Origin of the sequence: Promicromonospora alba (assembly GCF_042654905.1) — a bacterium.
Taxonomy (GTDB): Bacteria; Actinomycetota; Actinomycetes; order Actinomycetales; family Cellulomonadaceae; genus Promicromonospora; species Promicromonospora alba.
Map to the genome: position 1 here is coordinate 593624 of NZ_JBHSFI010000001.1, position 21929 is coordinate 615552.

Below are 21929 nucleotides of genomic sequence, written 5' to 3' on the forward strand. Positions count from 1 at the left end.
GTACGGTCAGAGGGACGACGCGTCCAGCGCGTTGCAGTCCTGGATGGTCCCGCCGTTGTAGCCGATGCTGAACCACTTGACGCGCTGCTCGCTGGAACCGTGCGAGAACGCCTCGGGGTTCACGTCTCCGCCCGAACGCCGCTGGATGTTGTCGTCGCCGACGGCGGCCGCCGCGGAGAGCGCCTGCTCCAGCTCCTGACGCTCGATCGGTTCGAGGAACGGGACGCCCGTGTCCGGGTCCTCGGTCGTGGCGGCGGTGCCCGCCCACATGCCGGCGAGGCAGTCGGCCATCAGCTCGATGCGCACCGAGTCGGACTCGGGACCGGTGCCCGACCGGTCGGCCCGCTCGAACAGCCCGAGCTGGTTCTCGATGTGGTGCCCGAACTCGTGCGCGGTCACGTACATCTCGGCCAGCGGTCCGCCCTCGGCGCCGAACTGGCTGGAGAGCTGGTCGTAGAACGCGAGGTCCTCGTACACGGTGGTGTCGGCCGGGCAGTAGAACGGCCCGGTGGCCGACGTCGCGGAGCCGCAGCCCGTGTCGACGGCGTCGGTGAAGCTCACGACCTCGGGCATCTGGTACTCGACGCCGCCCTGCTCCGGAAGGGTCGTCGCCCAGTAGGCGTCGAGCGACTGGACCGCGGCGTTCAGGCGGCACTCCGGGTCGGTGTTGGCCTGCTCGGCCGTGCACTCCCCGATGTAGCCCGCCTCGCCGGTGTCCCCGGCGCCCGACGTGGTGCCGCCGAGGATGTCCTGCGGGCTGTTGCCGGTCACCAGCATGTACACGAGCGCGATGACTATCGCGATGCCGCCGCCACCGCCCACGGCGACGGCGCCCCGGCGTCCGCCGCCCTTGCGGACCCGACCGCCCTCGAACTGACCGCCCTCGTTGAAAGTCACCTGCCAACGCTACCGCGACGGGGAACCAGTCACCCGGAGACCCCGCCCACCGACCAGCGGTGGGGCGGGGTCAGCTGGTCAGCAGGGGTCGATCTTCCAGACCGGGTTCCAGTAGATGTTCTTGCCGGTGTTCGGACCGATCGTGTCGACCACCGAGTTGTCGGCCCGCAGGAACCGGGCCGTCACGTTCTGGCTGTTCTGGGCGTAGACGGTGCCCGTGAAGTTCGTCAGCTCGTAGTACTGCCCAGGCTCCAGGCAGTAGTAGAGCGCGTACGCGGACCAGAGGCCGTCGGCCTCCTGGTTGCGCACGCACAGGTGGGACAGCGGGCAGTCCTCGACCCGCTGCTGCGACTCCGCCGCGCTCAGGTTGGTCTGGACGATGCTCGGCTTCGGCCAGATCGACGGGTCGCCCTTGGCCGGTGCGTACGACGCCGCCTCGTCCGACGCCGACCAGCTGCCACCGCCGTCGAGCTGCGCCGCGCCCGCGGGCGCTGCCACGCTCACCCCGAAGACCGACAGCAGCGCGACGACGACGGCGACCAGCCGCCGCACCGACCTCGTCCCGCCGGTGCGCCTGCTGCCGCCCGTACCCACGCCCTCGCTCAGACCAGTGCTGGATGTGCTCATCCTTCTCAGTCCTCCCGTGCTCTCCATTGGCCTGCCTCTCAGGCCGTGGCGAGCGTAGGGTCGCGTCGCGATGCGCCTCCAGACAGTTCGGTGCAGGCCGAAAAGGGGGTACGGACCGTACTTTTCGCCCGCGTCCCGGACTCTTCTAGCGACCGCCCCTACTGGCTGAGCACCCGCGTCCGGTACTCCTCGACCGGCCACGCCGTCATCGCACCGAAGCGGGCGGCGACGACGGCGCCGGCGCCGTCCCGCTCGGCCTGTACCGGCTCGCCCACCGCGCCGAACCCGGCGACGGACTCCTGCGCGAGGCGCCCGTCCGACACGACGAGCCGCTGCGCGACCTCGGCCGGCTGCGGGTGGCGCGGGTTGATGGTGTGCAGGATCCCGCCGAGGTCCGCGACGTCGAACACGCCCCACAGGTTGGCGAACCGTCCGACGGGCGCGTCCGCGGGGACGGCCGGCAGCGGGTTCCCGCCGGCCGCGGCCGCCGCGACCTCGTCCGCCGCCGCGAGCGCCAGGTTGACGATCTGGATGACGCCGTTGGCGATCTGGGTGGCGATGCCGTCGACGGCGTTGGTCAGGGCGGAGACCACGAGGCCGTCGACGGGGTCGATCCAGGTGCGCGTGATGTGGCCGGGGTAGCCGCCGGAGTGTCCGACGAGCTCCCGGTCCCCGACCTTGCCGAGCTCGATGCCGACGCCGTACCGGCCCAGCTCCTTGCCCCGGACCGCTACCGTCGACTCCTCGCGCTGGACCAGGCGCTTGCTCTTGTCGGTGAGCAGCGTGGTGTCGCCGAGCATGTGCGTGGCGCCGTAGCGGACCATCTCGAGCGCGGTGGAGTACCAGCCGGTGGCCGCGGCCATGGCGCGGGTGTCGACGTGCGGGATGACGCGGCGGGCGTCGTCGTGCGAGATGCGGCCGGTGTGGCCTGCCGCGTACTCGTCCGCGCGGGCGGGGTCGAGCTCGGTCCCGGTCCGGGTGAGCCCCAGCGGTTCGACGACGGCGGCGCGCGCCACCTCGTCGTACGTCTTGCCGGTGACGCGCTCGATGATGATGCCGAGCAGGCTGTAGCCGATGTTCGTGTACTTGAAGTGCTCGTTCGGCTCGAAGACGACGCCCTCGGTGCGGACGCACTCCAGTACCTGCTCGCGGTCGAGGAAGGGGCGCTCGTACTGCCAGAAGTCGCCGTCCGACGAGTCGCGGATGATGCCCGCCTGGTGGCCCAGCAGCTCGCGGACGGTGATCCCTGCTGCTGTGGCGTCGCCGAGCTCCGGGACGAGCGCGCCGACGGCGTCGTCCAGGCGCAGCTCGCCGCGTTCGACGAGCTGCATCACCAGGACGGTCGTGAATGTCTTGGAGTGGGAGGCGACGCGGAACAGGTGGTCGCTGGTGAGGGCCTCCCCCGTCTCCAGGTTCGCCGTGCCCCAGGCCAGGTCGACGAAGACCTCGCCGCGGCGGCCGACGGCCAGCTGCAGGCCGGGCATGCCGTGGTAGGCGGCCTGGAACGAGGCCCAGTCGGCCAGGTAGGGGGCGATGGAGCGGAGGGTCTGCGCGGTGCGGTCGTCAGTCACGGGGACGACTCTCTCAGGTCGGTGCCACTTAACCGAAGTAGAGTGAATGATGGCGAGCGCAGCCGGGGTTGAACGGGGCCGCGCAGGCCGGGCAGCTTCCCGCACCCACGTACTGGGTGACGGTCAGCTCCGTCCAGCACGCCCCGCAGAGCACCGCGCGCTGGCCGCCCGCGCCGGGTGGCCACGGCCGTGACGGGTGGTCGGCGGTCTGGTCGTGGCACAGGTGGCACGGGTAGTACCGGCCGCAGCACGCGAACCGGATGGCGACGATGTCGAGCGGCGTCCGGTAGTGGACACACCTGGTCTGCTCGTCGACCGTGGGGCCGAGCACCTCGGGCCTCATCGCACGCCCCGGGCGGCAAGGGCGTCGCCGAGCTGGTCCGCGTGCTTGAGCGCCATGACGAGGAACGGCATTGCGAAGTGCCTCAGGCTCCGCCCGCCGCCGCGGGCCCGCTGCGCCTCGCGCACGTCCCGGGCCAGGCCGGCGAGCACCGGCAGCGTGCTCAGGGTTACCGACAGCGTCAGCGCCGCGCGCCGCGGGTCGATCCGCAGCCACGCCAGCGGCTGCATCGCCCGCTCGATGGTCTCCAGCAGCTCGGTCGCCGGGGTGGTCAGGGCGAGCAGCGCGGCGAGCGCGCAGGCGACGGCGACCCGCGTGGTGTTCGCCGCGGCGCTCTCCGGGCCGAGGAAGACGAGCTGGCCGACGAGGGTCAGGCCGATCACCCAGCGGATCGTGACGAGCTGCCGGCCGAGCTCACGCAGCCCCGCGCCGGGCACCGCGTAGCACGCGAGGCAGACGACGGCCATGACCCCGGCGGCCCACCACGTCACCGGCAGCAGGCAGATGCCGAGCACTATCAGCAGGAGCAGTGCGGTCTTCGGACCTGCCCGGAGGCGGTGCCACGGGCCGTCGCCGGGGCGGTACAGGGTCACCATCTGATGCCCGCCTCGTACGTGGCGATCACCTGCGCGGGCGCCCCGATCTCGGCCACCCTCCCGTCCTGGATCAGCACCGCCGTGTCGCAGCGCTGGGCGAGCCCCAGGTCGTGCGTGACCAGCACGAGGCGGTGCGAAGGGTCCGAGTGGGCCGCGTCCGCGAGCAGGTGGTCGGCGACCCGGCGGGCGTTGCGCGCGTCCAGGTAGGCGGTGGGCTCGTCGGCGACCACCAGGTCCGGACGCCGCACGAACGCGCCGCACAGGGCGAGCAGCTGCTTCTGGCCGCCGGACAGGTCGTGCGACGACCGGTCGGCGAGCTCGGCCAGGCCGAACTCCTCGAGGGCGGCCGCGACCCGGTCGGCCTTCTCGGCGCGCGGCAGCTTCTCGCTGCGCAGCGAGAAGGCGACGTCCTCCGCCACGGTGGGCATGATGATCTGCGCGTCCGGGTTGCTGAAGATCACCGCGACGCGGCGGCGCAGCTCGGCGGCCTGGCGCACCGGGTCCAGCCCGAGGACCCGCACGGTGCCGGCGGTGGCGGGGACCAGGCCGCTGAGCAGGCGGCCGAGCGTCGACTTGCCGGAACCGTTCTCGCCGATGACGGCGATCGTCCGCGCGTCCAGCGACAGCGTGACGTCGCGCAGCACCTCGGTGTCGCCCAGGCGCACGCCCGCGCCCTCAAGGTTGATACCGCTCATCGGACCACCTCGAAGACCGCCGCGACGCCCAGCCCGCCGCCCACCGACGCCGCCGCGACGCCGAGCGTCCCGGCGGGGGCGCCCGGCGTCCCGGCAGGGGCGCTCCCGCGGACGAGCCGCCCGAACAGCCGCACCACGCTGATCGCGCCGCTCGCGCCCCACGGATGACCCAGGGCCAGGGCTCCGCCGTCTGCGCACACGCGCGGGTCGTCGTCGGCGAGGCCGAGGCGGTCGAGCACGGCCAGGGACTGGGCGGCGAACGCCTCGACGATCTCGAACGCGGCGACGTCACGGAGGCTGGCGCCTGCGCTGTCGAGGGCGGCGCGCACCGCCGGCGCGGCCCCGACTCCGGGCAGCGCGGGGTCGCAGCCGACCACCGCATGCCCCCGCAGGACGAGGCCCGGGGCGCGGCCCGCGAGCCGGCGGGGTACGACGGCGACCGCCGCGGCCCCGTCGCTGATCCGCGTGGCCGTCCCCGCGGTGAGGGTGCCGCCCTCGAACAGGGCGGGCAGCCGGGGCAGCAGCGGCTCGGCGACGCCGATGGAGTCGTCGGCGGTCAGTCCCGCGAGCGGGACGAGCTCCGCCTCGAAGCGTCCCGCATCGCGGGCGGCCCGGGCCCGCTGGTGGCTGCGTGCGGCGTGGGCGTCCTGCCGTTCCCTGCTGATGCCGTCGGCGGCGGCCAGGTCCTCGGCGGCGCGCACCATGTCCGGGTCCGGCCAGCCCTGCGGGGCGAACGGGGCGCGGTCGTAGGGCACGCCGTCGAGCGACCGGACCGGGGCCGTCGAAGGGCTCTCGACGCCGCCCGCGATCCGCGGCCGGTCGTCCCCCGCACGGATCGCCGTCGCGGCGTCGAGCACCGCGGCGAGGCCGCTGCCGCACTGCCGGTCCACGGTCGCGCCGGGGACCTCGACCCCTAGCCCCGCCGCCAGGGCGGAGATCCGCGCGGGGTTACCGCCGGGCCCCATGCAGTTGCCGAGCACGACATCGGCGATCGCAAGCCGGCGTCCCGGCGGTGACACTACCAATCCGAGGTCGGTTGCTCTGCGTAGACGTTGTCTACTGACAGCAACCGACCTGGGATTCGTAGTGTCACCCACCGCTGCCTCAGCATCGGCGAGCGCGGCGCGCAGGACGGGCGCGGCGAGCTGCTCGACGTTCAGGGCCGCGAGCGCCCGCCCGCGGGTGCCGATCGGCGTCCGGCGGGCGGCGATGACTACCGCTTCATCCGGCAACCCTGGTCACCTCCCCGGCGAGCGCCCGGCGGACGATCTCGGCGCGTGCGGGCTTGCCCGACGCATTGCGCGGCAGCTCACCGGTGAACCAGATCCGGGGCCGGTGCGCCGGGCCCAGCCGGGACGCCGTGCTGCCGCGCAGCGCGCCCGCGGTGATCGCGGGGGAACCGGGGGCCGGCTCGACCATCGCGGCGACGAGCGACCCGACGTTTCCCGCGGGAAGTCCGAAGACGACGGCGTCCGCGACGGCGGGAAGCCGGCGGAGCTCGGCCTCTACCTCCTCGGGGATCACGGTCGCCGAGGCGGTGATGATGGCGCCGTCGGCGCGGCCGCGGAGCCGGAGCGTGCGGGTCCCGGTATCGACGCCGGTCGAGGGATCGAGCTCGGCGAGATCACCGACCGTCGCCCAGTCCCCGTCGGTCCGCAGCGGCCCGCCGGCCCCGAGGTACCCGAGGGCCGCGTACGGGGACCGCACCCACAGCTCGCCGTCGCGCACGTCGAGGTCCACCCCGGGGAAGGGGCGCAGGCCGGAGCCGTCGTCGACCGCGACGAACGAGAGCTCCGCCGCGCCGTAGTAGGCGATCACGCGGATGCCCCGGGACTCGGCGTCGGCCCGCAGGTCCCGGTCCAGGTGGGAGCCGCCGACGAGGGCGGTCCGCACGCGCGGGAGCCCTCCGCCGTCGAGCAGGGCGCGCAGCGCCTGGGGCGTCCCGTGGAAGGAGGTGGCCTCGGCGAAGCCGTCGCCGTCCTGCCCCGGGAACAGCGGGCGCGGGCCGCCGCCCAGCGCGTGCGCCAGGGAGAACAGCGTGAGCGAGGACGACGGCGGCGCGGGCAGGGCGACCAGGCGTTCGGCGTCCGGCACGGCGTCGTCGTAGAGAAGCGCCGAGACGGCGGGGAACGACTGGGCCCAGGATGCGGCGGTCCGCAGCACGATGCGCGGCATGCCGCTGCTCCCCGACGTGAGCGTCGCCCAGGCCGCGTCGGCCGGAGGACGTGCGTCCCGCACGAGGGCACGCACGGCCGCCCGCTCCGCCTCGGGCCGGCGGACGTCGTCGACGAGCGGGATGTCGCCGGCCGCGCGCACCGCACGGAGCCGGTCGACCAGCCCGTGCGTGGCGCCGTCCAGCACGACGATGCGTGAGGTCATGGGGCCGGCGGTGTCCGGTCGTCGGTTTCCCGGCTCTCGATGTCCGAGCTCTCGGCTCCCCGGCCCTCGGTCTCCCGGCTCACTGCCGACCGCCAGTTCCGCCGGAACGCGCGGGGATACGCACGCAGCAGCGTGGAGACGGTGACCGTCGCCAGCACGGCCTTCACCAGGTCACCGGGGACGAACACCAGGCTGGCCACCGCCGTCTGCGGGAGCGACAGCCGGGTCACCAGGCTCTGGACGGGCAGGCCGAAGGCGTAGATCACGAGGATGCCGCCGACGACCATCGCGAGCGCTGTCCGCCAGATCGTCGGCTTGCGGGCGGACGAGTGCACGATCAGGCCGACGACGAACGCCCCCGCGATCCAGCCGATCAGGTAGCCCGCGGACGGCCCGACGAAGACGCTGATGCCGCCGCGCCCGCCGGCCAGCAGCGGGAGCCCGGCCGCGGTGAGCGTGAGCAGGGCGAGGACCGCGAGCGCCCCGAGGCGCGGCCCGAGGATGGCACCGGCGAGCATCACCCCGAAGGTCTGCGCGGTGATCGGCACGCCGCCGAAGACGCTGAAGCTGCCCGGCAGGCCGAGGGCCGCGATGAGGGCGGCGAAGACCGCGACGCGGGCGAGGTCGCTCGCCTCGAACGCTCTGCGCGGTGTTCCGTGGTCGTCTCGCACTTGAGTCCTCGCTTCATCCTGAACGGTGTTCACCTGAACGGCGTTCTGCACCATACTGTGGCGATGAGCGGATCACCAAGACACAGCCGTGACGACGTGTCGGACATGGCCCTCCGCCTCCTGGACGAGTACGGGCTGCCTGACCTGACGATGCGGAACATCGCCACGGCGCTCGAGGTGCGGGCGAGTGCGCTGTACTGGCACTTCCCGAACAAGCAGGCGCTGCTGGCCTCGGTCAGCGCGCGGATCCTCGGCCCGATGGCGGACGTGCGGGTCGAGGACATGACGGTGTCCGAGGCCCTCCGAGGGCTGGGCGCGCGTCTGCGCGAGTGCCTGCTCGCCTACCGCGACGCCGCCGAGCTGGTGTCGAGCTCGCTGGCGCTCGGGCTCGTCGACTCGCCCGTCCGGCCGCAGCTGCTGGCGGTCACCCGCCGCGACGGGGTGCCGGACTCGCTGTCGCGGGTCGCCGCGGAGGCGGTCATGCACTTCGTCGTCGGGTACACGTTCCACGAGCAGCAGCGGCTGAGCGCGGACTCGTTCGGGCTGCTGCCCGCGGCCGAGTCGCTGGACCCTCAGAACGCGAGCACGCAGCCCGCCCAGAGCGGGGACTTCGAGGAGGCGCTGCGGATGATCGCCGAGGGCCTGGAGACGCTCAGCGCTTCCGCACGTGCCGGGGCGAGTCCTGGTCCTGGCGACCGCGCAGCGTCTTGACCAGCCACCACACGACCAGCGCCACCACGACGACGATGACTACCTTCTGGAAGACGCCGACGCTCTCCTCGACGATGTGCCACTGGTCCCCCAGCAGGTAGCCCGCGCCGACCAGCAGGGTGTTCCACACGCCGGAGCCGAGCGTCGTGAAGGCGAGGAACCGCCAGATCGACATGCGTTCCACGCCCGCGGGGATGGAGATCAGGCTGCGCACGATCGGGATGAGCCGGCCGATGAGCACCGCCTTGTCGCCGTGCCGGGTGAACCAGGCTTCGGCCTTGTCGACGTCCTCCAGCGACACGAGCGGCATGCGGTCCACGATCGCGCGCAGGCGGTCGCGGCCGAGCCACGCCCCCAGGCCGTACAGGAGGACGGCGCCGACCACGGAGCCCGCCGTCGTCCAGATGAGCACGTGCCACAGGACGAGGGTGCCCTGCGCGGCGGTGAAGCCTGCCAGCGGCAGGATCACCTCGCTCGGCAGGGGCGGGAACAGGTTCTCGAGGGCGATTGCTACGCCAGCGCCCGGTGCGCCGAGGGTCTCCATGAGCCCCACGGCCCAGTCGGCGACGGTCGTGGCGAAGCTTTGTGTCGTCATGGGCCCTACGCTATTTGACTGCGAGGGGGTCGGTTGACTGCGGTTCCCCGTCAGGTCGTGCGGGTATGCCGCAGGTGGGGTGTGGTTTTCCGCAGTTCGCTCGGGACGCGGCGTCCCTATCCTGGCGAGGTGGACCCCGCCCCCGCCGTCTGGCGCAGCACTCCCGCCCGCATGCTGTGGGGCGCGACCCTCGGCGCGGTGACGTGGCCCGTGGACCTGGTCTTTTCCGTGGTTTCTCTGCTGCGCGGGCCGACGCCGTTCGGGCCGGTTCGGTCGCTGGTCGCCTGGCACCGCCGTCGTACCGTGCGTTTTCTCGGGTGGGCCGACGACGGGGTGGTGCTCACCTCTCCCCGGGCTGCGCGGTATCTCGCGGCGCGGGCTGTTGTCGGTTTCGTGGGCACGCTGGTGCTCGGGCTGCTGGCGTACGGGATGTTCGCGGTGGTCGCGGGGCTGGCGTCGTGGCTGTTCGACGTGCGGCTCACTGTCGACGAGGCGTTCCAGGGTGACGGGCTGTCGACCGCTGGCCTGCTCGGGATGATCCCGGTCGGCGCGATCCTGCTGTACCTGGACCTGATGGGGCTCGTCGGGGTGGCGCTGCTGGACCGGTCGGCGGCTGCAAGGTGGCTGGCGCCGAGCCGGAGCGAGCGGCTGGCGGCGCAGGTCGAGTCGCTGACGGTGAGCCGGGCGGATCTGCTGGCGGCGCTGGATGCGGAGCGGGGGCGGATCGAGCGGGATCTGCATGATGGCGTGCAGCAGCGGGCGGTGGCGCTGGGGCTGCTGGTGAATCGGGCGCGGCGGGCTGTTGGTGCCTCGTCTGGTTCGTTGTTGTTGGAGCAGGCCGCGCGGGAGGCGGAGCTGCTGGTGACGGACCTGCGGGATGTCGCGTGGCGGGTGCGGCCGACGACGCTGGACACGCATGGGTTGGCGCCGGTGCTGGCGGAGCTGGTGTCGCGTGCTGAGCCGCCGACGGTGCTGGAGTGGGACTCTCCGGAGCGCCTCCCCTTGGCTGTCGAAACAACGATCTATTACGTGGTGTCGGAGGCTCTGACCAACGTGGCCAAGCACTCGGGGGCTGGCGAGGCTCGGGTGCGTGTCTCCGTTGGTCAAGCTGCCGCATCCGACCCGGCCACCGTTGGTCGAGCTCGTCGAGACCTCCCGATCTCGGAAGTCCACGTCACCATCACCGACAACGGCACAGGCGGCGCCCTCCCCCACCCCGGCCACGGCCTGGCCGGGCTCACCGGCCGAGTGGCTGCCGCCGGCGGCAGCCTCACCATCGACAGCCCGCCCGGCGGCCCGACCAAGATCGAGGTGACCCTCCCGTGCGAGTGATGCTGGCCGAGGACTCCGCCCTGCTCCGCGAGGGCATCCGCAGCCTCCTGACCGACGAGGGGCACGACGTCGTCGCCGCCTACGGCTCCGCCGAGGGGTTGATGCAGCGGCTGGAGGCCGAGCGTCCCGACGTCGTCGTGCTGGATGTGCGCATGCCGCCCACCCACACCGACGAGGGCGTGCGGGCCGCGGTCCAGATCCGGGCGCGCTGGCCGGAGGTGGGGATCCTCGTGCTGTCGCAGTACGTCGAGCGGGAGTTCACGCAGGTGCTGCTCGGGGATGACGCGCGCGCCGTCGGCTACCTGCTCAAGGACCGGGTGATGGGCGTCGACGACTTTCTCGACGCGCTGGACCGGGTGCAGGCCGGCGGGCTGGTGCTGGATCCGGACGTGGTGCGGCAGCTGTTCCGGGACACGTCGCATCCGCTCGGGATGCTGACGGAGCGGGAGCGGGAGGTGCTGGGGTTGATGGCCGAGGGGCGGACGAATGCGGGGATCGCTGCGACGTTGTTCGTGTCGACGTCGGCGGTGGAGAAGCACTCGAACGCGATCTTCGACAAGCTGGGGCTGCTGGCTGAGGACGGGTACAACCGGCGGGTGCAGGCGATCTTGCGGTATCTGGAGTCGTGACTTTCTCAGGAGCGGTTAAGGGCTCGGACCGTCGACCCCCCGACGGTCCGAGCCCTTCGCTTTATGCGCTCACCACAGGCCGCCGCCCTTGCGGCGCTTGGAATTGCTGCTCCCCCACAGCCTCTTGAACAGGCTCTTGCTGCGGCCCTTTGTCGTGCTTCCCCACGTGCCGCGCTTCAAGCTCTTCGCGCGAGACTTCCTACCCCATAGACCAGCCATCAGCGACCTCCTCGCGTACGGACAGGCTTCAAGGCTACGTAAACCTGCTGGCCACGTGAATCACACGCCGCAATGAAGATCACCCGCCATCTGGTCAACTGCGCGTCGGCGGTCGGCTTTCATTGGGGAGGCGCGACGACGTCGCACTGCGAGACGACACAGGAGACTCAGTGACGCACCCGAATTCCGCAGGCTCGGCCGGTCCAGGGTGGTACCCGGATCCGATCGACCCCGGTGTGGAGCGCTGGTGGGACGGATCAACATGGGGTGCGCCCAAGACTCCATTTGTACCTCCCGCACAGGCACGGCGGCCCCAGCCTGCTTCGACAAGCACTCTCCGCGGAACGGCCCGGGCGCGTTGGGCGCTGGGCCTCGGGATAGCGGCCCTCCCCATGCTGCTTATCCCACCCTTCGGTCCGTTGGTTGCGATGGCTGGCCTGACCGTCTCGGTCCTCGAGCTCCGCTCCGGCAATCGTCAGACCAGCGTGGTGTGGGCCACCGCTCTCAGCGGGATCGGGGTCGCGCTTACCCTCCTCGTCGTCGCGGTGGGCCTCGCTTCTAGGTGATCGGCGCCTTCTGCACGGGTGGTTCGCTACGGGTCGTGGTCCGTGGGCAACTGGCCGGGCTCGGCCGCACGATGCGGCACGTCTCCTAGGGTTGTCCAGTGCGCATCTTCCTTGCCGGGGCGACCGGTGTGATCGGGTCCCGACTGCTGCCGTTGCTCGTTGCTGCCGGCCATGACGTCACAGGGACAACGCGTTCGGCTGAGCGCGCGGGCATGATCGAGAAGGCCGGCGGCACTCCGGTCGTCGTGGACGTGTACGACGTCGAGGCGCTCACCGCCGCCGCCGTCAAATCCCGGCCTGAACTGGTGATGCACCAGCTCACGGATCTGCCTGACGATGCCGCAGACATCCCGGCGCGGGCTACCGCGAACTCACGGATGCGGACCGAGGGGACGGCCAATCTGCTCGCGGCAGCATTGGCTGCGGGTGGAGCGCGGATGCTGGCGCAGTCGATCGCGTGGACGCCGCCTGGGCGGGGCGACGCCGTGGCCTGGCACGAGGCTGCCGTTCTGGACGCGGGTGGGGTCGTGGTTCGGTACGGGCAGCTCTATGGACCGGGGACGTATTACGAGACCGAGCCGCCCGCGCCCGCGCGGATCCGCGTAAGCGATGCCGCGCAGCGGACGGTTCCGTTGGTGGAGGCGGCTTCGGGGGTTGTTGTGCTGGCCGATCCAGAGGACTGACTAGCTGCCTGTCATGTCAGGCAGTACGCCGCGCCGGTGGCGGCTGCGAACGAGACAAAGCCGTCGTCTTTGCCGGAGGCGAGGAGCATGGTGAGGCTCCGGCCGTCGTCGCGCCGATAGGCGTAGGTGACGTAGCCGAGGAGTTGGCCGCCGTGTCCCCAGAGCTGGCCGCCGCAGGGCAGGTCGAAGCGCTCCAGGCCGAGGCCGTAGTGGAAGCCCATGCCCATCGGGACGGTGGTGCGCATCTGTGCGAGCGAGTCCTTGCTGATCAGGACGCCGCCGAGGAGGGCGTCGAAGAATGCTTGCAGGTCGCGGGTCGTGGAGATCATCTCGCCGGCGGCCCAGTCGAGGGAGACGTTCTGCTCGGTGACGTCGACGGTCTTGCCGTCCTCAAGTGTGGTGCTCGCGTGGATGGCGGGTTCCGGGATCGATGGTTCCGAGCCCGGGAACGATGTGTCGGTCAGGTTCAGCGGCCTCAGGATTCGCTGCTCGATCACGGTGCTGTACGGCTGGCCCGTGACCGTCTCGATGAGCTTGCCCGCGACGATGTAGTTGGTGTTCGAGTAGCGGAAGTCGGCACCTGGCGCGAAGTACGGCTCGTGCCGGAAGGCCTCGGACAGCAACTGGTCGGGCGAATAGGTGGTGAAGCGTTCGCCGCCGCGCCACCGGTTGGTGGACCAGCCTTCGCCCTTCATGTAGTCGTAGAGGCCGCTGGTGTGGTTGAGGATCTGGCGGACGGTGATGTTGGTGCCGTTCGGCACGACTCCAGTCAGGTAGGTCTCGATGGGTGCGTCGAGGTCGATCCGGCCGTCGTCGACGAGCTGCAGGATTGTCGTCGCCACGAAGGTCTTGGTGATACTGCCGATGCGGAAGTGCTCGGCGCCCGACGGCCGTGCGGCGCCGCCTGGCGGCGGAGAACCGGACGTCCAGGACCCGGACGGCCCCGGTTCGCTGACGGCGAGGAGGGACGACGAGGTCGACGCCGCCGTGCTCACCGCAACTGCGGCAAGCGTCTGCTTGCGCGCGAGCGTCATGGAGACGGTGAGGGCTGTGGTCGCGGCGACAGCGATGACCAGGAGCATCGCGATGACACGCGGGGCACGGCTAGGTCTGGGAGTCGTAGACATGCCGTTCAACGTAGAAATACGAGACTTGAAGGAGACTGCGCAAAGCCACACGAGGGCATGCAGGAATACTCAGATGTGGCTGGTGCCGCCGCACGGACCCCACTGCGGCTTTGTGCCGGGCCCAGCCCGTCCAGGTCACGTCAACTGAGGCGGAGCCGTCGAGAGGTACGGCCGCAGCCGTTCCCGAAGAGCTGGATCGCAGACGTAGACGTAGGTCCCGATGATGCCGCGCGTGAGCAGAACTCCGTAGACGTTACGGATGAAGCGCAACAGGTCCTCGTCGGTGTAGACGATCCCGAGCTGACGGTTGTTCTCCTGCCCCTTCTTGTCGAAATAGTTGGCGCGGTCCATCGTGACCCGCCCGCTTGCGTCGAGACGCAGGTCGGGGCCGATGATCACGCCCGCGTAGTTCAGGTCGTATCCCTGGATGGTGTGAATCGATCCGACTTCCTCGAGCGACGTCGGCGAGTCGACCCAGTCAGTGGCCCTTCGGTTCCAGCGCAGTCGCTGGCCGTCGATCTCGATGTCGTACAGCGCGTCGTCGGTGAGGTCGTCCTTGCTCAGCCAGGGCCAGGCATAGCCAGCAACCAGGCGTGCCAACCCGTGCTCGCGATCCTTCTCCCGGATCGCCGACACCATCTCTCCCAGATCATCGAACATCCGCAGGTCGTAGGGGACGAATGATGTTCCGGCTGGCTCACGGGGGACATCTGCCAGCACATCGCGCACGTACTGCACATAGTCCGAGCCCGCCCTGACGCGCATCTGCGAGGTGAGTGCGTACAAGCGCTTCCCGCGACGCGCCACCTCGACCACAGCCTTCTGCTCGGCTCGCGGGATGTCGGCGGGCATGACGCTCTGCTCGCCGTCGAGCATGAGCACCTGGTGCTGGCTCCGCGCCCGGATCCAGTCGAGCTGGGTGTATCCGGGGTCGTCATCGCCGAACAGCCGCTTGTTGATCTCTGCGAACTGAGTGTTCATCGCGCCATTCGACTGACTCGCCCGCTGTCCGAGCCTGTGCGCCTCGTCCACGACGAGCAGGTCGAACTTCTCCGTCGCGTTCCCGACCGCGAAAGGGCTCAGCACCATCGAAGGGCTCAGCCCCGCCGTCGTCCGGAAGACCCGCTGGATCGTCTTGCGCAACGACTGCTGCGGCACCACGAGCCCGAAGCGTTTGCCCCGCACAAGGTCCGGGTAGCCCTCCGTGAACAGGTCCGAGAACATCTCGTCGCCATCGACCAGCTCCGGATGTTCGGTGTCAGCAACATCCTTGAGGAGCTTCAACAGGAATACTCCCACGATGGTCTTCCCGGTGCCTGGCTCGCCCTGAATCACCGAGGTGGTGCTGAGGCCGGCTTCAATATCTTCGAAGAGTCCTTCCGCGACGCTCTCGACGACGCTCGCCTGGTTCGGGGTAAGCGCCTTGAACGGCGAATACTTGAACAGGTCGGAGTTCTCGATCTCCTGGATGCTCCGTCTGAGCATCCCCAGCCCACGCAGCGCTTCGAAGATCTTGTCGAACGTCTCCCGATACTCGCGACGTCGGTAGTAGTCGGCGTCGGTGATCCCGCCGTTGCGGTTCCGGACCGTGTATCCATCGCCTGCGAGATAGGTGATGAGCTTCGACTCGAGATCGAGGCACACCGACTTGTGGAATGTGTCGTCCAGGACGATCCGCAACTGCTTCAGGTCACTCTTCAGCCGCCTATGCTGGTCCATACGGCTCGCGAGATTGAACGTCTCACCCACGTACACCTCGCGCCGCCTGCTGAGGACGTAGACGGCTGGCCAGTTCGTGTATCTGCCGCCGCGCGACCGCAGATGCGCACCGGTCTTCGTGGTGTACGGCAGATCCTCGATCTCGAAGTTGCTCATGCTCCACCCCACCCCGAGGCTCCGGCAGTTCCCAGCTCCAGCTCTGCCCTGCGTCCGCCGGAAACCACATCGCGCAACCCACCATCCACCATGTGCCGAGGGTATCGGCCGAGGTCAGAGCGCACTACAAAAGCCCCACAGCCGCCGTCCCAGGACCTCAGGATGAGGCCTCCAGCGGCGGGAACCTGCCGTCGTTCCTCGTGATCTTCGCGTGCGCCGCCCGTATCAGGTCCACCCCGCAGACGTCGGCAAGCTGGACGAGGTAAAGGAAGACGTCGGCAAACTCCTCCTCGACGGCGCCCCGGGTGTCAGGGTCCGCCAGCCGCTCGTGGACCTGATCGTCCGTCAGCCACTGCATCTCGGCAAGGAGCTCACCCACTTCCCCTGCGAGCGCCATCGCGAGATTCTTGGGCTTGTGGAACTGGCCCCAGTCCCGCGCTACAGCAAAGTCTCGGAGCCGGTCGCGTACGGACTCGATCGTTGCGTCGTCGTTCACGGGTCGATTGTGCCCGTTGCCGCCGGTGACGAGTGTAGGTGGCTCGGACTGTCGTACGCCGATTCCAACCGACCCCGCCATAGGCAGCGCGGTGAGGCCAGCTAGTCAAACCGTCACGCGACCAGCCCTCAGACGCCCTCTACGAGAACGACGCGAAAGGTTGCACCGTTGAAACGGTGCTTCGCCGCAGCCTGGTAGGCGGGGCTGTCATACCAGGCACGCGCCTCGTCCATGGTGGGGAACTCAATCACCACGACCCCCTCCGGCTCAGGGCCTTCAAGCACCTGCTGGGGACCGTACGCCGCGAGGATCTTCGCTGAATGCCCCTCGAACGTCTTTCCGACGTTCTCCAGATAGTTGTCGACTTCGGACTGGTCATGCGTGCTCTCTTTGAGGAACACGATGTAGGCACTCACGACAAGGCTCCTTCGAATGATTTCTAGGGCAGCATGCAGGCGGGAACGACTGGCCGACGGGCCACCTCATTCCTTCGGGCCACGAGCCTAGCGCCTGGTCACGGCCGTGCCCCGCCGAAACCACCGGGGCGCAACCGGCGCTCGCAACCGTTCCCTCGACCCTGTCGAGTCAGCCCAGCCGGTCGTTGGACGATTCTGAGATCAGTACCGACTACCCGCGGGCGGCACGCACAAGTTCGGCGTATTCGGGGCTAATTATGTCGAGTATCTCGATACAGGACGCTGCAACGTTTTGGTCGCCGTTTACAGCTTCCCGCACGAGCAGCCAACTGGCGGTCGCCGCCTCGTCCACGCACCGCGCTCCAAGGTCGTCGTCGCGGTAGCTCGCGGCATGAACGATGTGGAAGATTAGGTCCAGGATGCCGAGCTGAGCCGACGCGTCAACTCCGTCGGCCAGCGCCGCGAGGAGAACCCTCAGGGTTGGCTCGGCGGCACTGAAGATGTCGTCCCGTGAGAAGACATAGCTCTCCATGGTTGCCCAGAGCGCAGGCCACTGGTCAACCGGCGCGTTCGCGATGAAGGCGCTGAGAACCTTGCCGAATTCCGACACCGGTCCATCCATCAGCTCGTACCGCGACCACTCGGTCGTGTCGACTAGCCTCTGCGCGATCCCCGCAGCCGGTCTGCGGTGCGGACGCCACAGGTCAGGCAGGGCCGGTTCCTTGCGCAGATAGACCCACATCTCTTCGGCAAGCAGTGACCGCGACTCGGGCGGAATGGCAGCCACGGCGTCAAGGCTGACTGCAACTTCCTCAGGGAAGTCGGCGATGACGTAGGTCTCCGCCAGCGAGCAGTCTTCATGGTCCGTGGGGCCAGGAACGTGGTCATAGATCATCCGGCCCTCGATACGGGCCTCACCGAAACGAACCGCCACGCCGCGCAGCCCGGGTGTGACCGCGTCCCAGAGCGCGCTCTGCAGCGAGAGGAGAACGCTCATGCGTGAGAGTTGGGTGGTCACGGGCGCCTACCAGCCCATGTCCTGCGCGACGGCCGACTGCGCTTCGTCGATCTCCGCCTGCGTCACACCCGGGAGTACGGTCTCCGTCTCGAATCTTGTCAGCAGATCCATCAGTGCCTGCTTCTGCGCAGGGTGCGAGATAGGAACAGCGTCCAGGTCAACCGACATGAGTCAGTCAAACAATACGACCGCGTCGGCACGCCACAGGTCCACCCGCACAAGCGGCAAGTCCGAGTTCATGTCCGGATCATGGCAGGCGGCAAGCATCGGCCATCGCACGTCGCTCTTCCGAGTCGCGGCGCCTGCCTGACGCTGATGTGCCGCGCGCGCTTAGACCCGGTGAGATGTGTAGCAGTCCGGGCGAAGGCGCATCAATGCTGGGCCGTACCATCCAGGCTATGACGGCCAGACGCGAACCCACACAACGCGGGGACCAGGAGCAGTCGCGATGAGCAGCCGGGATGACGAACTCGCCAACCCAGGTCCCGGCGTAGCCGGCGAAGCCGTCGGATCGCTCGCCGCCCTCTTCGGCCCTGTGGCACTGCTGATGAACGTGTGGAACGCCTACGGATTCCTGACGGAGTCCACACCCGAGCCGCGGCACACGATCTTCTACGCGGTCGTCGCCGCAATCATGCTGACCGGGGTCGCCTGGACTTTCGTCTCTGCCCGACGGCGGAACGCGCGCGTTATCGCGTACGTCTGGCACCTGCTGGTCGGCATCTGGGCGGTCACGGCGATTGCGCTGCTGATCGTGCCCCAGGTGGACTGGCGCTCCCTCAACGATCCCTCACCCGTAGAGCAGAACGTGGACTACAACCCCTGCTACTCGGGCGGAGATCCCTGCGGCTGACCAAGCACCGAGGTCAGAACGACCCAGCGACCTCAAGCACCGCAGCATGCGCCTTCTTGCGCGCCAGATCGACGTCCGCCGCGGCAAGGTTCGGCTGGAACCGGACGCTCGCAATGTCGCTGACCCCCGCCCACCGCAGCCACCCCTCGAAGAACGGCTTCTGGAAGTCGCTCCCGAACTCCGGCCCACGACCGTCGCCCCAGACCGCACCGGTGTAGATCACCGCGGCCTTCTTGCCCGTCAGCAGCCCCTCATAGCCCGTCACGGGGTCGAACCCGAACACCATGCCCGGCTGCGAGACGACGTCGATGAACTGCTTGAGGACGTAGGGCACGCCCGAGTTCCACATCGGGACGCTGAACAGGTACCGGTCGGCGGCGTCGAACCGGGCGAAGGCCGCCTTGGCCGCCGACCACGCGGCGACGCCCTCCCCACTCGGCTCCACGCCCGCGAAGACGTCCATCTTCACCTTCGCCGCGGCGGGCCCGAACTCAGGCAGGGTGCCGTCCCACAGGTCGAAGTGCTCGACGTCGACGCCGGGGTTGGCCTGGCGGTAGGTGTCCAGGAACGCGGTGGCGAGTCCCAGGGACTCGGACGCCTCGCCGCGTGGGGAAGCGCTGATGTGCAACAGTCGGGTCATGGTCAGCTCCGGTGTGTCGGCTCGACGGCAACGCGAAAACGGAATAGGTTCCGCTTCATGAAGGAAGTTAGCGGAACAGATTCCGCTTTGTCAACGAGTCTTCCCCTGCCCGTGCACGGGCAGCCCGAAGGCGCGGCCCGATCCCGGCGCGCAGACGCCGCCCGCAACCAGGGCAAGGTCCTCGACGCGGCGGAGCGGCTCTTCGCGCGCGACGGTGTCGAGCGCGTGACCATGCAGGCCGTGGCCAAGGAGGCCGGCGTGGGCGTGGGCACGCTCTATCGCGGGTTCGGCGACAAGGCCGGCCTGGCGATGGCGCTGCTCGGCGAGCGCGAGCGCCAGTTCCAGGAGCTGATGATCTCCGGCCCGCCTCCGCTCGGCCCTGGTGCCGAGCCGGTCGATCGGCTGGCGGCGTTCGTCGCCGGGTACACCGAGCTCGTCGCCGAACAGCTGGAGCTGGTCCTGCTGTCGCAGACGGCGGCTCCGGGCGCCCGGTTCCGCAGCGGGGCGCACGGCCTCTGGCGCACGCACTGCCGTCACCTGCTGAGCCTCGCCGGCACGCCCTCCCCCGTGCTGCGCGCGGACGCACTCCTGGCGGCGCTGTCGGGCGAGATGATCGCGCACTGGCTGACCGAGGAAGGCAGGGACCTCGCGGAGGTCACCGAAGCGATGGTGAAGCTGGCGCGGGCGTTCGCCTCCGAGTGACCCCGGACCCAGCGCGCCGGAGCGCGGCCTGCCCGGCAGATCATGCCGGACAGGCCGCACTCCCAAGCAGGGTTCAGCGCTTGAGCGTGAAGGTGAAGTCGCCGGAGAGCTTGCCGCTCAACCGGACTGCCGAGACGAGTTTCCCCGTCAGGAGCAGCCTCTCGACCTCGCCCCGCGACAGACCGCAACCGTCAGCGATCAGTCGCACTGGCCGGACGGGGATCCGCGCCGCGAACCGGACCGAGACGTCGACCACCTCGTGGTCCAGGTCATCCGGTCCGTCGGTGTCGAGACGCCAGGCGCCGTCCCAGTCCAGGGTGATGCGATTGCGGCGCTGCACCGCCGGATCCTGGAGCACCTCAGGCACCAGGCCAGGATCGTTGTTGTGCAGCCGGTCCAGTAGCTCCGGCCGGATGGAACGCACCTTGACCCGTTCCAGAACCGTGAGCTTGATGGTCTCCTCGCAGACGGTACAGAGCGCGAGAAGCCATGCGTCGATGAGTTTGTGGTGTGCGTTAACGCGGAATTTTCCGCTTGCCCCGAAGCGCTCGGAATCGCACGCGTGACAACGGCGGCGAACGAGCGGCAGGCAGGTGGGCACGACTGCCCAGGTTTTGAGCATAGAAGTACACCGGTCTCAGTGAGAGGTCCGCAGCAAAAAGGTGCGCGGCGCACATTCGCGACGCGCGACACATCAGCACTCGGGAAATCTCACAGGGTGTACAACGGCACGACCTTGGCTCGGGGACTCGGTTGGGCAGCACGCTAATGGTGCACAGCAGCGCTGATCTACTGCTTTTCGGGCTTCCGCGATAGATCCACGACCACTCTCGACCGTCATCCAGCACGCTCCGGAGCACCAGAACAACCCGTCAGATGGACTCCCTCAGCCTGCTGAACACGAGTCAGGTCGTGCCGACCGTGCGGCCTGGTGAAATGCGCTCCTCATCGCCCCACGTCCCGCACCCACGCCGCGACCACATCCAGGTCATCGGCAGTGACTCCGACGGTGGAGTCCACCTTGTGCAGCAACGCCTCACCTGCATGACCGACCTCGACGAACCGCCGGCCCGTCTCCCCGATCACATCGTCGATCCACACGAACGGCCGCCCGTCCGCGATCCGCACCTGCGCCTCGGTCTTCCACTGCAGGCGGCCCTCCCCGATATCGCCGACGTAGGCGGGCAGGTCAGCCACCGGCAGCCGCCGCAGGCCGAGCAGGGTCCCGATCACCTCGTTGGCGGCGTCCATCCACGCCGTCGCCCACACCAGGTCACATCCGAGTCCGGTCAGCAGCGGGCCAAGCGCCCGGTCGATCCGCGCCAGATAGGGGTTCGACGACGCCGTCCACACCTTCGGTGCGTCCGGAACCGCCAGCATGCCGGGACCATCGAACGGCAGAAGCGTTCCGTCGACGTCGAGGAACAGGATGGGGCGCGAGGCACCGGTCACTACGCCACGCCCACAGCTTCCTTGAGCGTCCTCGCGGCCAGCCGGGCAGCGCACTCCTCCACCGCGCCATGGCGTTTCCTGTTGCCGCCTTGCTGGGATGGACAGAGTGCGACGGCGGCGACATCAGCAAGCAGACCAACCTGGTCGACCGGACCGAGCGGAGACGCTGGCAACAGTACGTTTGCGATGAGACGATCTGCTGCCTTGGAAGCCATCTTTCCAGCAATCACTGAGCCAGTGCGTTCAGCGACCCTGTCACCGACAGCTGTGGCGACATCGCCGATGAGCTTGCCGGGCAAACTACACACCTCACCGACCATTGCTGCGATCGCGCACTTGACGTGCTTCTCGTCCGATGCGCCGAGCTGCCGAGCGAGAGCCATGCGCTCCCTGCTACTGAGCCGCTCCCACTCAGCGATACACGCCAGTTCGACCTCTTGTGCCACCAGTTGCCGGAGCTGCTCGATGCCGCCAGCTTCCGTAAGGTCGATCTGCTCCGCAGCGGCCACGACCAGTGTGTTTCCTGTGGTCGCTTGCATGATCTCGAGGACCGCAGAGACTCTCTCCGCAGGCACGAACCCCGCCTGGTGTCCCAAGAACCTGATCGCGACAGTCTTCTTGGCACAGCGGTATCCGCCTCTGGGATCACTGCTCGCTCGACACATGACGCCCCCTTGATCCGAACCAAAACCGCCGCCAAGCAAGGGTTTCATCCGGCTTGCATCAGGTCCAGGTAAACCAGAGCGTCGATCTCCTCAGACCTCCTGCTTCCAGGCACCTCCGCTCGGCAACTCACGCCGCCAAGGTCACGGCCGGTCACAACCAGAAGCACCCACCTC

General features: G+C 69.3%; 26 protein-coding genes. 7 read left to right on the top strand and 19 right to left on the bottom strand.

Translation table 11 applies throughout. The features are described from left to right. Positions 1-6: 6 nt before the first annotated feature. From ypfJ to ACFO6V_RS02780, 9 genes are all read right to left on the bottom strand, one after another. The gene (gene ypfJ, locus ACFO6V_RS02740; RefSeq protein WP_377131931.1) at positions 7-897 is read right to left on the bottom strand and encodes a KPN_02809 family neutral zinc metallopeptidase; all 891 of its coding nucleotides are present in this window, start codon (positions 895-897) and stop codon (positions 7-9) included. Positions 898-975: 78 nt separating this feature from the next. Then, the gene (locus ACFO6V_RS02745) at positions 976-1524 is read right to left on the bottom strand and encodes a hypothetical protein (protein ID WP_377131933.1); all 549 of its coding nucleotides are present in this window, start codon (positions 1522-1524) and stop codon (positions 976-978) included. Between the two features lie 158 nt (positions 1525-1682). Beyond that, a complete protein-coding gene (locus ACFO6V_RS02750; RefSeq protein ID WP_377131935.1) occupies positions 1683-3095 on the bottom strand; it encodes a serine hydrolase domain-containing protein in 1413 nt (470 codons plus the stop codon). A 28-nt stretch (positions 3096-3123) separates the two neighbouring features. Then, positions 3124-3438, bottom strand: a complete 315-nt coding sequence (locus ACFO6V_RS02755) for a CHY zinc finger protein (RefSeq protein WP_377131937.1) — start codon at positions 3436-3438, stop codon at positions 3124-3126. Next, on the bottom strand, positions 3435-4031 hold the full coding sequence (locus ACFO6V_RS02760) for an energy-coupling factor transporter transmembrane component T family protein (RefSeq protein WP_377131939.1): 597 nt from the start codon (positions 4029-4031) through the stop codon (positions 3435-3437). The genes ACFO6V_RS02755 and ACFO6V_RS02760 overlap by 4 nt, the downstream gene beginning before the upstream one ends. Further along, positions 4025-4726 carry an energy-coupling factor ABC transporter ATP-binding protein gene (locus ACFO6V_RS02765; protein WP_377131941.1) on the bottom strand — a complete coding sequence of 234 codons (702 nt, stop codon included), beginning with the start codon at positions 4724-4726 and terminating at the stop codon, positions 4025-4027. Before ACFO6V_RS02765 ends, ACFO6V_RS02760 begins: the two co-directional genes overlap by 7 nt. Continuing rightward, the gene (locus ACFO6V_RS02770) at positions 4723-5958 is read right to left on the bottom strand and encodes a thiolase family protein (RefSeq protein WP_377131943.1); all 1236 of its coding nucleotides are present in this window, start codon (positions 5956-5958) and stop codon (positions 4723-4725) included. Before ACFO6V_RS02770 ends, ACFO6V_RS02765 begins: the two co-directional genes overlap by 4 nt. Further along, positions 5948-7105 carry an ANL family adenylate-forming protein gene (locus tag ACFO6V_RS02775; RefSeq protein ID WP_377131945.1) on the bottom strand — a complete coding sequence of 386 codons (1158 nt, stop codon included), beginning with the start codon at positions 7103-7105 and terminating at the stop codon, positions 5948-5950. Before ACFO6V_RS02775 ends, ACFO6V_RS02770 begins: the two co-directional genes overlap by 11 nt. After that, positions 7102-7776 (bottom strand): biotin transporter BioY, encoded by a 675-nt coding sequence (locus ACFO6V_RS02780; RefSeq protein WP_377131947.1) that lies wholly within the window; start codon positions 7774-7776, stop codon positions 7102-7104. The genes ACFO6V_RS02775 and ACFO6V_RS02780 overlap by 4 nt, the downstream gene beginning before the upstream one ends. 63 nt (positions 7777-7839) lie before the next feature. On the opposite strand from ACFO6V_RS02780, the gene ACFO6V_RS02785 reads away from it, so the two are divergent. Then, positions 7840-8487, top strand: coding sequence for a TetR family transcriptional regulator (locus tag ACFO6V_RS02785; RefSeq protein ID WP_377131949.1), 648 nt, complete (start codon positions 7840-7842; stop codon positions 8485-8487). Here ACFO6V_RS02785 and ACFO6V_RS02790 read toward each other — a convergent pair. Then, the gene (locus ACFO6V_RS02790; RefSeq protein ID WP_377131951.1) at positions 8429-9082 is read right to left on the bottom strand and encodes a DedA family protein; all 654 of its coding nucleotides are present in this window, start codon (positions 9080-9082) and stop codon (positions 8429-8431) included. The two genes, ACFO6V_RS02785 and ACFO6V_RS02790, sit on opposite strands and share 59 nt — an antisense overlap. Before the next feature lie 129 nt (positions 9083-9211). On the opposite strand from ACFO6V_RS02790, the gene ACFO6V_RS02795 reads away from it, so the two are divergent. The 4 genes from ACFO6V_RS02795 to ACFO6V_RS02810 all read left to right on the top strand — a co-directional run bounded on the left by ACFO6V_RS02795 (position 9212) and on the right by ACFO6V_RS02810 (position 12511). After that, entirely contained in the window at positions 9212-10414 is a 1203-nt protein-coding gene (locus ACFO6V_RS02795) for a sensor histidine kinase (RefSeq protein WP_377131953.1), read from the top strand. After that, complete coding sequence (locus tag ACFO6V_RS02800; RefSeq protein WP_464721165.1) at positions 10414-11043, top strand: response regulator transcription factor; 630 nt, start codon at positions 10414-10416, stop codon at positions 11041-11043. The genes ACFO6V_RS02795 and ACFO6V_RS02800 overlap by 1 nt, the downstream gene beginning before the upstream one ends. A 389-nt stretch (positions 11044-11432) precedes the next feature. Further along, positions 11433-11828, top strand: a complete 396-nt coding sequence (locus ACFO6V_RS02805; protein WP_377131958.1) for a DUF2510 domain-containing protein — start codon at positions 11433-11435, stop codon at positions 11826-11828. Between the two features lie 98 nt (positions 11829-11926). Beyond that, entirely contained in the window at positions 11927-12511 is a 585-nt protein-coding gene (locus ACFO6V_RS02810) for an NAD-dependent epimerase/dehydratase family protein (RefSeq protein ID WP_377131960.1), read from the top strand. A gap of 11 nt (positions 12512-12522) precedes the next feature. Here the strand turns inward: ACFO6V_RS02810 and ACFO6V_RS02815 are convergent, their stop codons facing one another. The 5 genes from ACFO6V_RS02815 to ACFO6V_RS02835 form a co-directional block, all read right to left on the bottom strand. Further along, on the bottom strand, positions 12523-13638 hold the full coding sequence (locus ACFO6V_RS02815; RefSeq protein WP_377131963.1) for a serine hydrolase domain-containing protein: 1116 nt from the start codon (positions 13636-13638) through the stop codon (positions 12523-12525). A 135-nt stretch (positions 13639-13773) separates the two neighbouring features. Continuing rightward, on the bottom strand, positions 13774-15513 hold the full coding sequence (locus ACFO6V_RS02820; RefSeq protein ID WP_377131965.1) for a DNA/RNA helicase domain-containing protein: 1740 nt from the start codon (positions 15511-15513) through the stop codon (positions 13774-13776). A gap of 157 nt (positions 15514-15670) precedes the next feature. Further along, positions 15671-16009, bottom strand: coding sequence for a nucleotide pyrophosphohydrolase (locus tag ACFO6V_RS02825; RefSeq protein WP_377131967.1), 339 nt, complete (start codon positions 16007-16009; stop codon positions 15671-15673). Between the two features lie 128 nt (positions 16010-16137). Then, positions 16138-16425 (bottom strand): DUF1330 domain-containing protein, encoded by a 288-nt coding sequence (locus tag ACFO6V_RS02830; protein WP_377131969.1) that lies wholly within the window; start codon positions 16423-16425, stop codon positions 16138-16140. A gap of 211 nt (positions 16426-16636) precedes the next feature. Continuing rightward, positions 16637-17422 carry a MafI2 family immunity protein gene (locus ACFO6V_RS02835; RefSeq protein WP_377131971.1) on the bottom strand — a complete coding sequence of 262 codons (786 nt, stop codon included), beginning with the start codon at positions 17420-17422 and terminating at the stop codon, positions 16637-16639. A 469-nt stretch (positions 17423-17891) separates the two neighbouring features. Between ACFO6V_RS02835 and ACFO6V_RS02840 the strand changes: the two genes are divergently transcribed. Continuing rightward, complete coding sequence (locus tag ACFO6V_RS02840; protein ID WP_377131973.1) at positions 17892-18296, top strand: hypothetical protein; 405 nt, start codon at positions 17892-17894, stop codon at positions 18294-18296. Between the two features lie 13 nt (positions 18297-18309). On the opposite strand, the gene ACFO6V_RS02845 is transcribed toward ACFO6V_RS02840, so the two are convergent. Beyond that, the gene (locus tag ACFO6V_RS02845; protein WP_377131975.1) at positions 18310-18936 is read right to left on the bottom strand and encodes an FMN-dependent NADH-azoreductase; all 627 of its coding nucleotides are present in this window, start codon (positions 18934-18936) and stop codon (positions 18310-18312) included. A gap of 87 nt (positions 18937-19023) precedes the next feature. On the opposite strand from ACFO6V_RS02845, the gene ACFO6V_RS02850 reads away from it, so the two are divergent. Beyond that, on the top strand, positions 19024-19638 hold the full coding sequence (locus ACFO6V_RS02850) for a TetR/AcrR family transcriptional regulator (RefSeq protein WP_377131977.1): 615 nt from the start codon (positions 19024-19026) through the stop codon (positions 19636-19638). A 73-nt stretch (positions 19639-19711) separates the two neighbouring features. Here the strand turns inward: ACFO6V_RS02850 and ACFO6V_RS02855 are convergent, their stop codons facing one another. The 3 genes from ACFO6V_RS02855 to ACFO6V_RS02865 all read right to left on the bottom strand — a co-directional run bounded on the left by ACFO6V_RS02855 (position 19712) and on the right by ACFO6V_RS02865 (position 21665). Next, on the bottom strand, positions 19712-20260 hold the full coding sequence (locus ACFO6V_RS02855; protein ID WP_377131980.1) for a DUF1062 domain-containing protein: 549 nt from the start codon (positions 20258-20260) through the stop codon (positions 19712-19714). 323 nt (positions 20261-20583) lie between these two features. Further along, a complete protein-coding gene (locus tag ACFO6V_RS02860; RefSeq protein WP_377131982.1) occupies positions 20584-21090 on the bottom strand; it encodes an HAD domain-containing protein in 507 nt (168 codons plus the stop codon). After that, a complete protein-coding gene (locus tag ACFO6V_RS02865; protein ID WP_377131984.1) occupies positions 21090-21665 on the bottom strand; it encodes a hypothetical protein in 576 nt (191 codons plus the stop codon). The genes ACFO6V_RS02860 and ACFO6V_RS02865 overlap by 1 nt, the downstream gene beginning before the upstream one ends. Positions 21666-21929 lie beyond the last annotated feature (264 nt).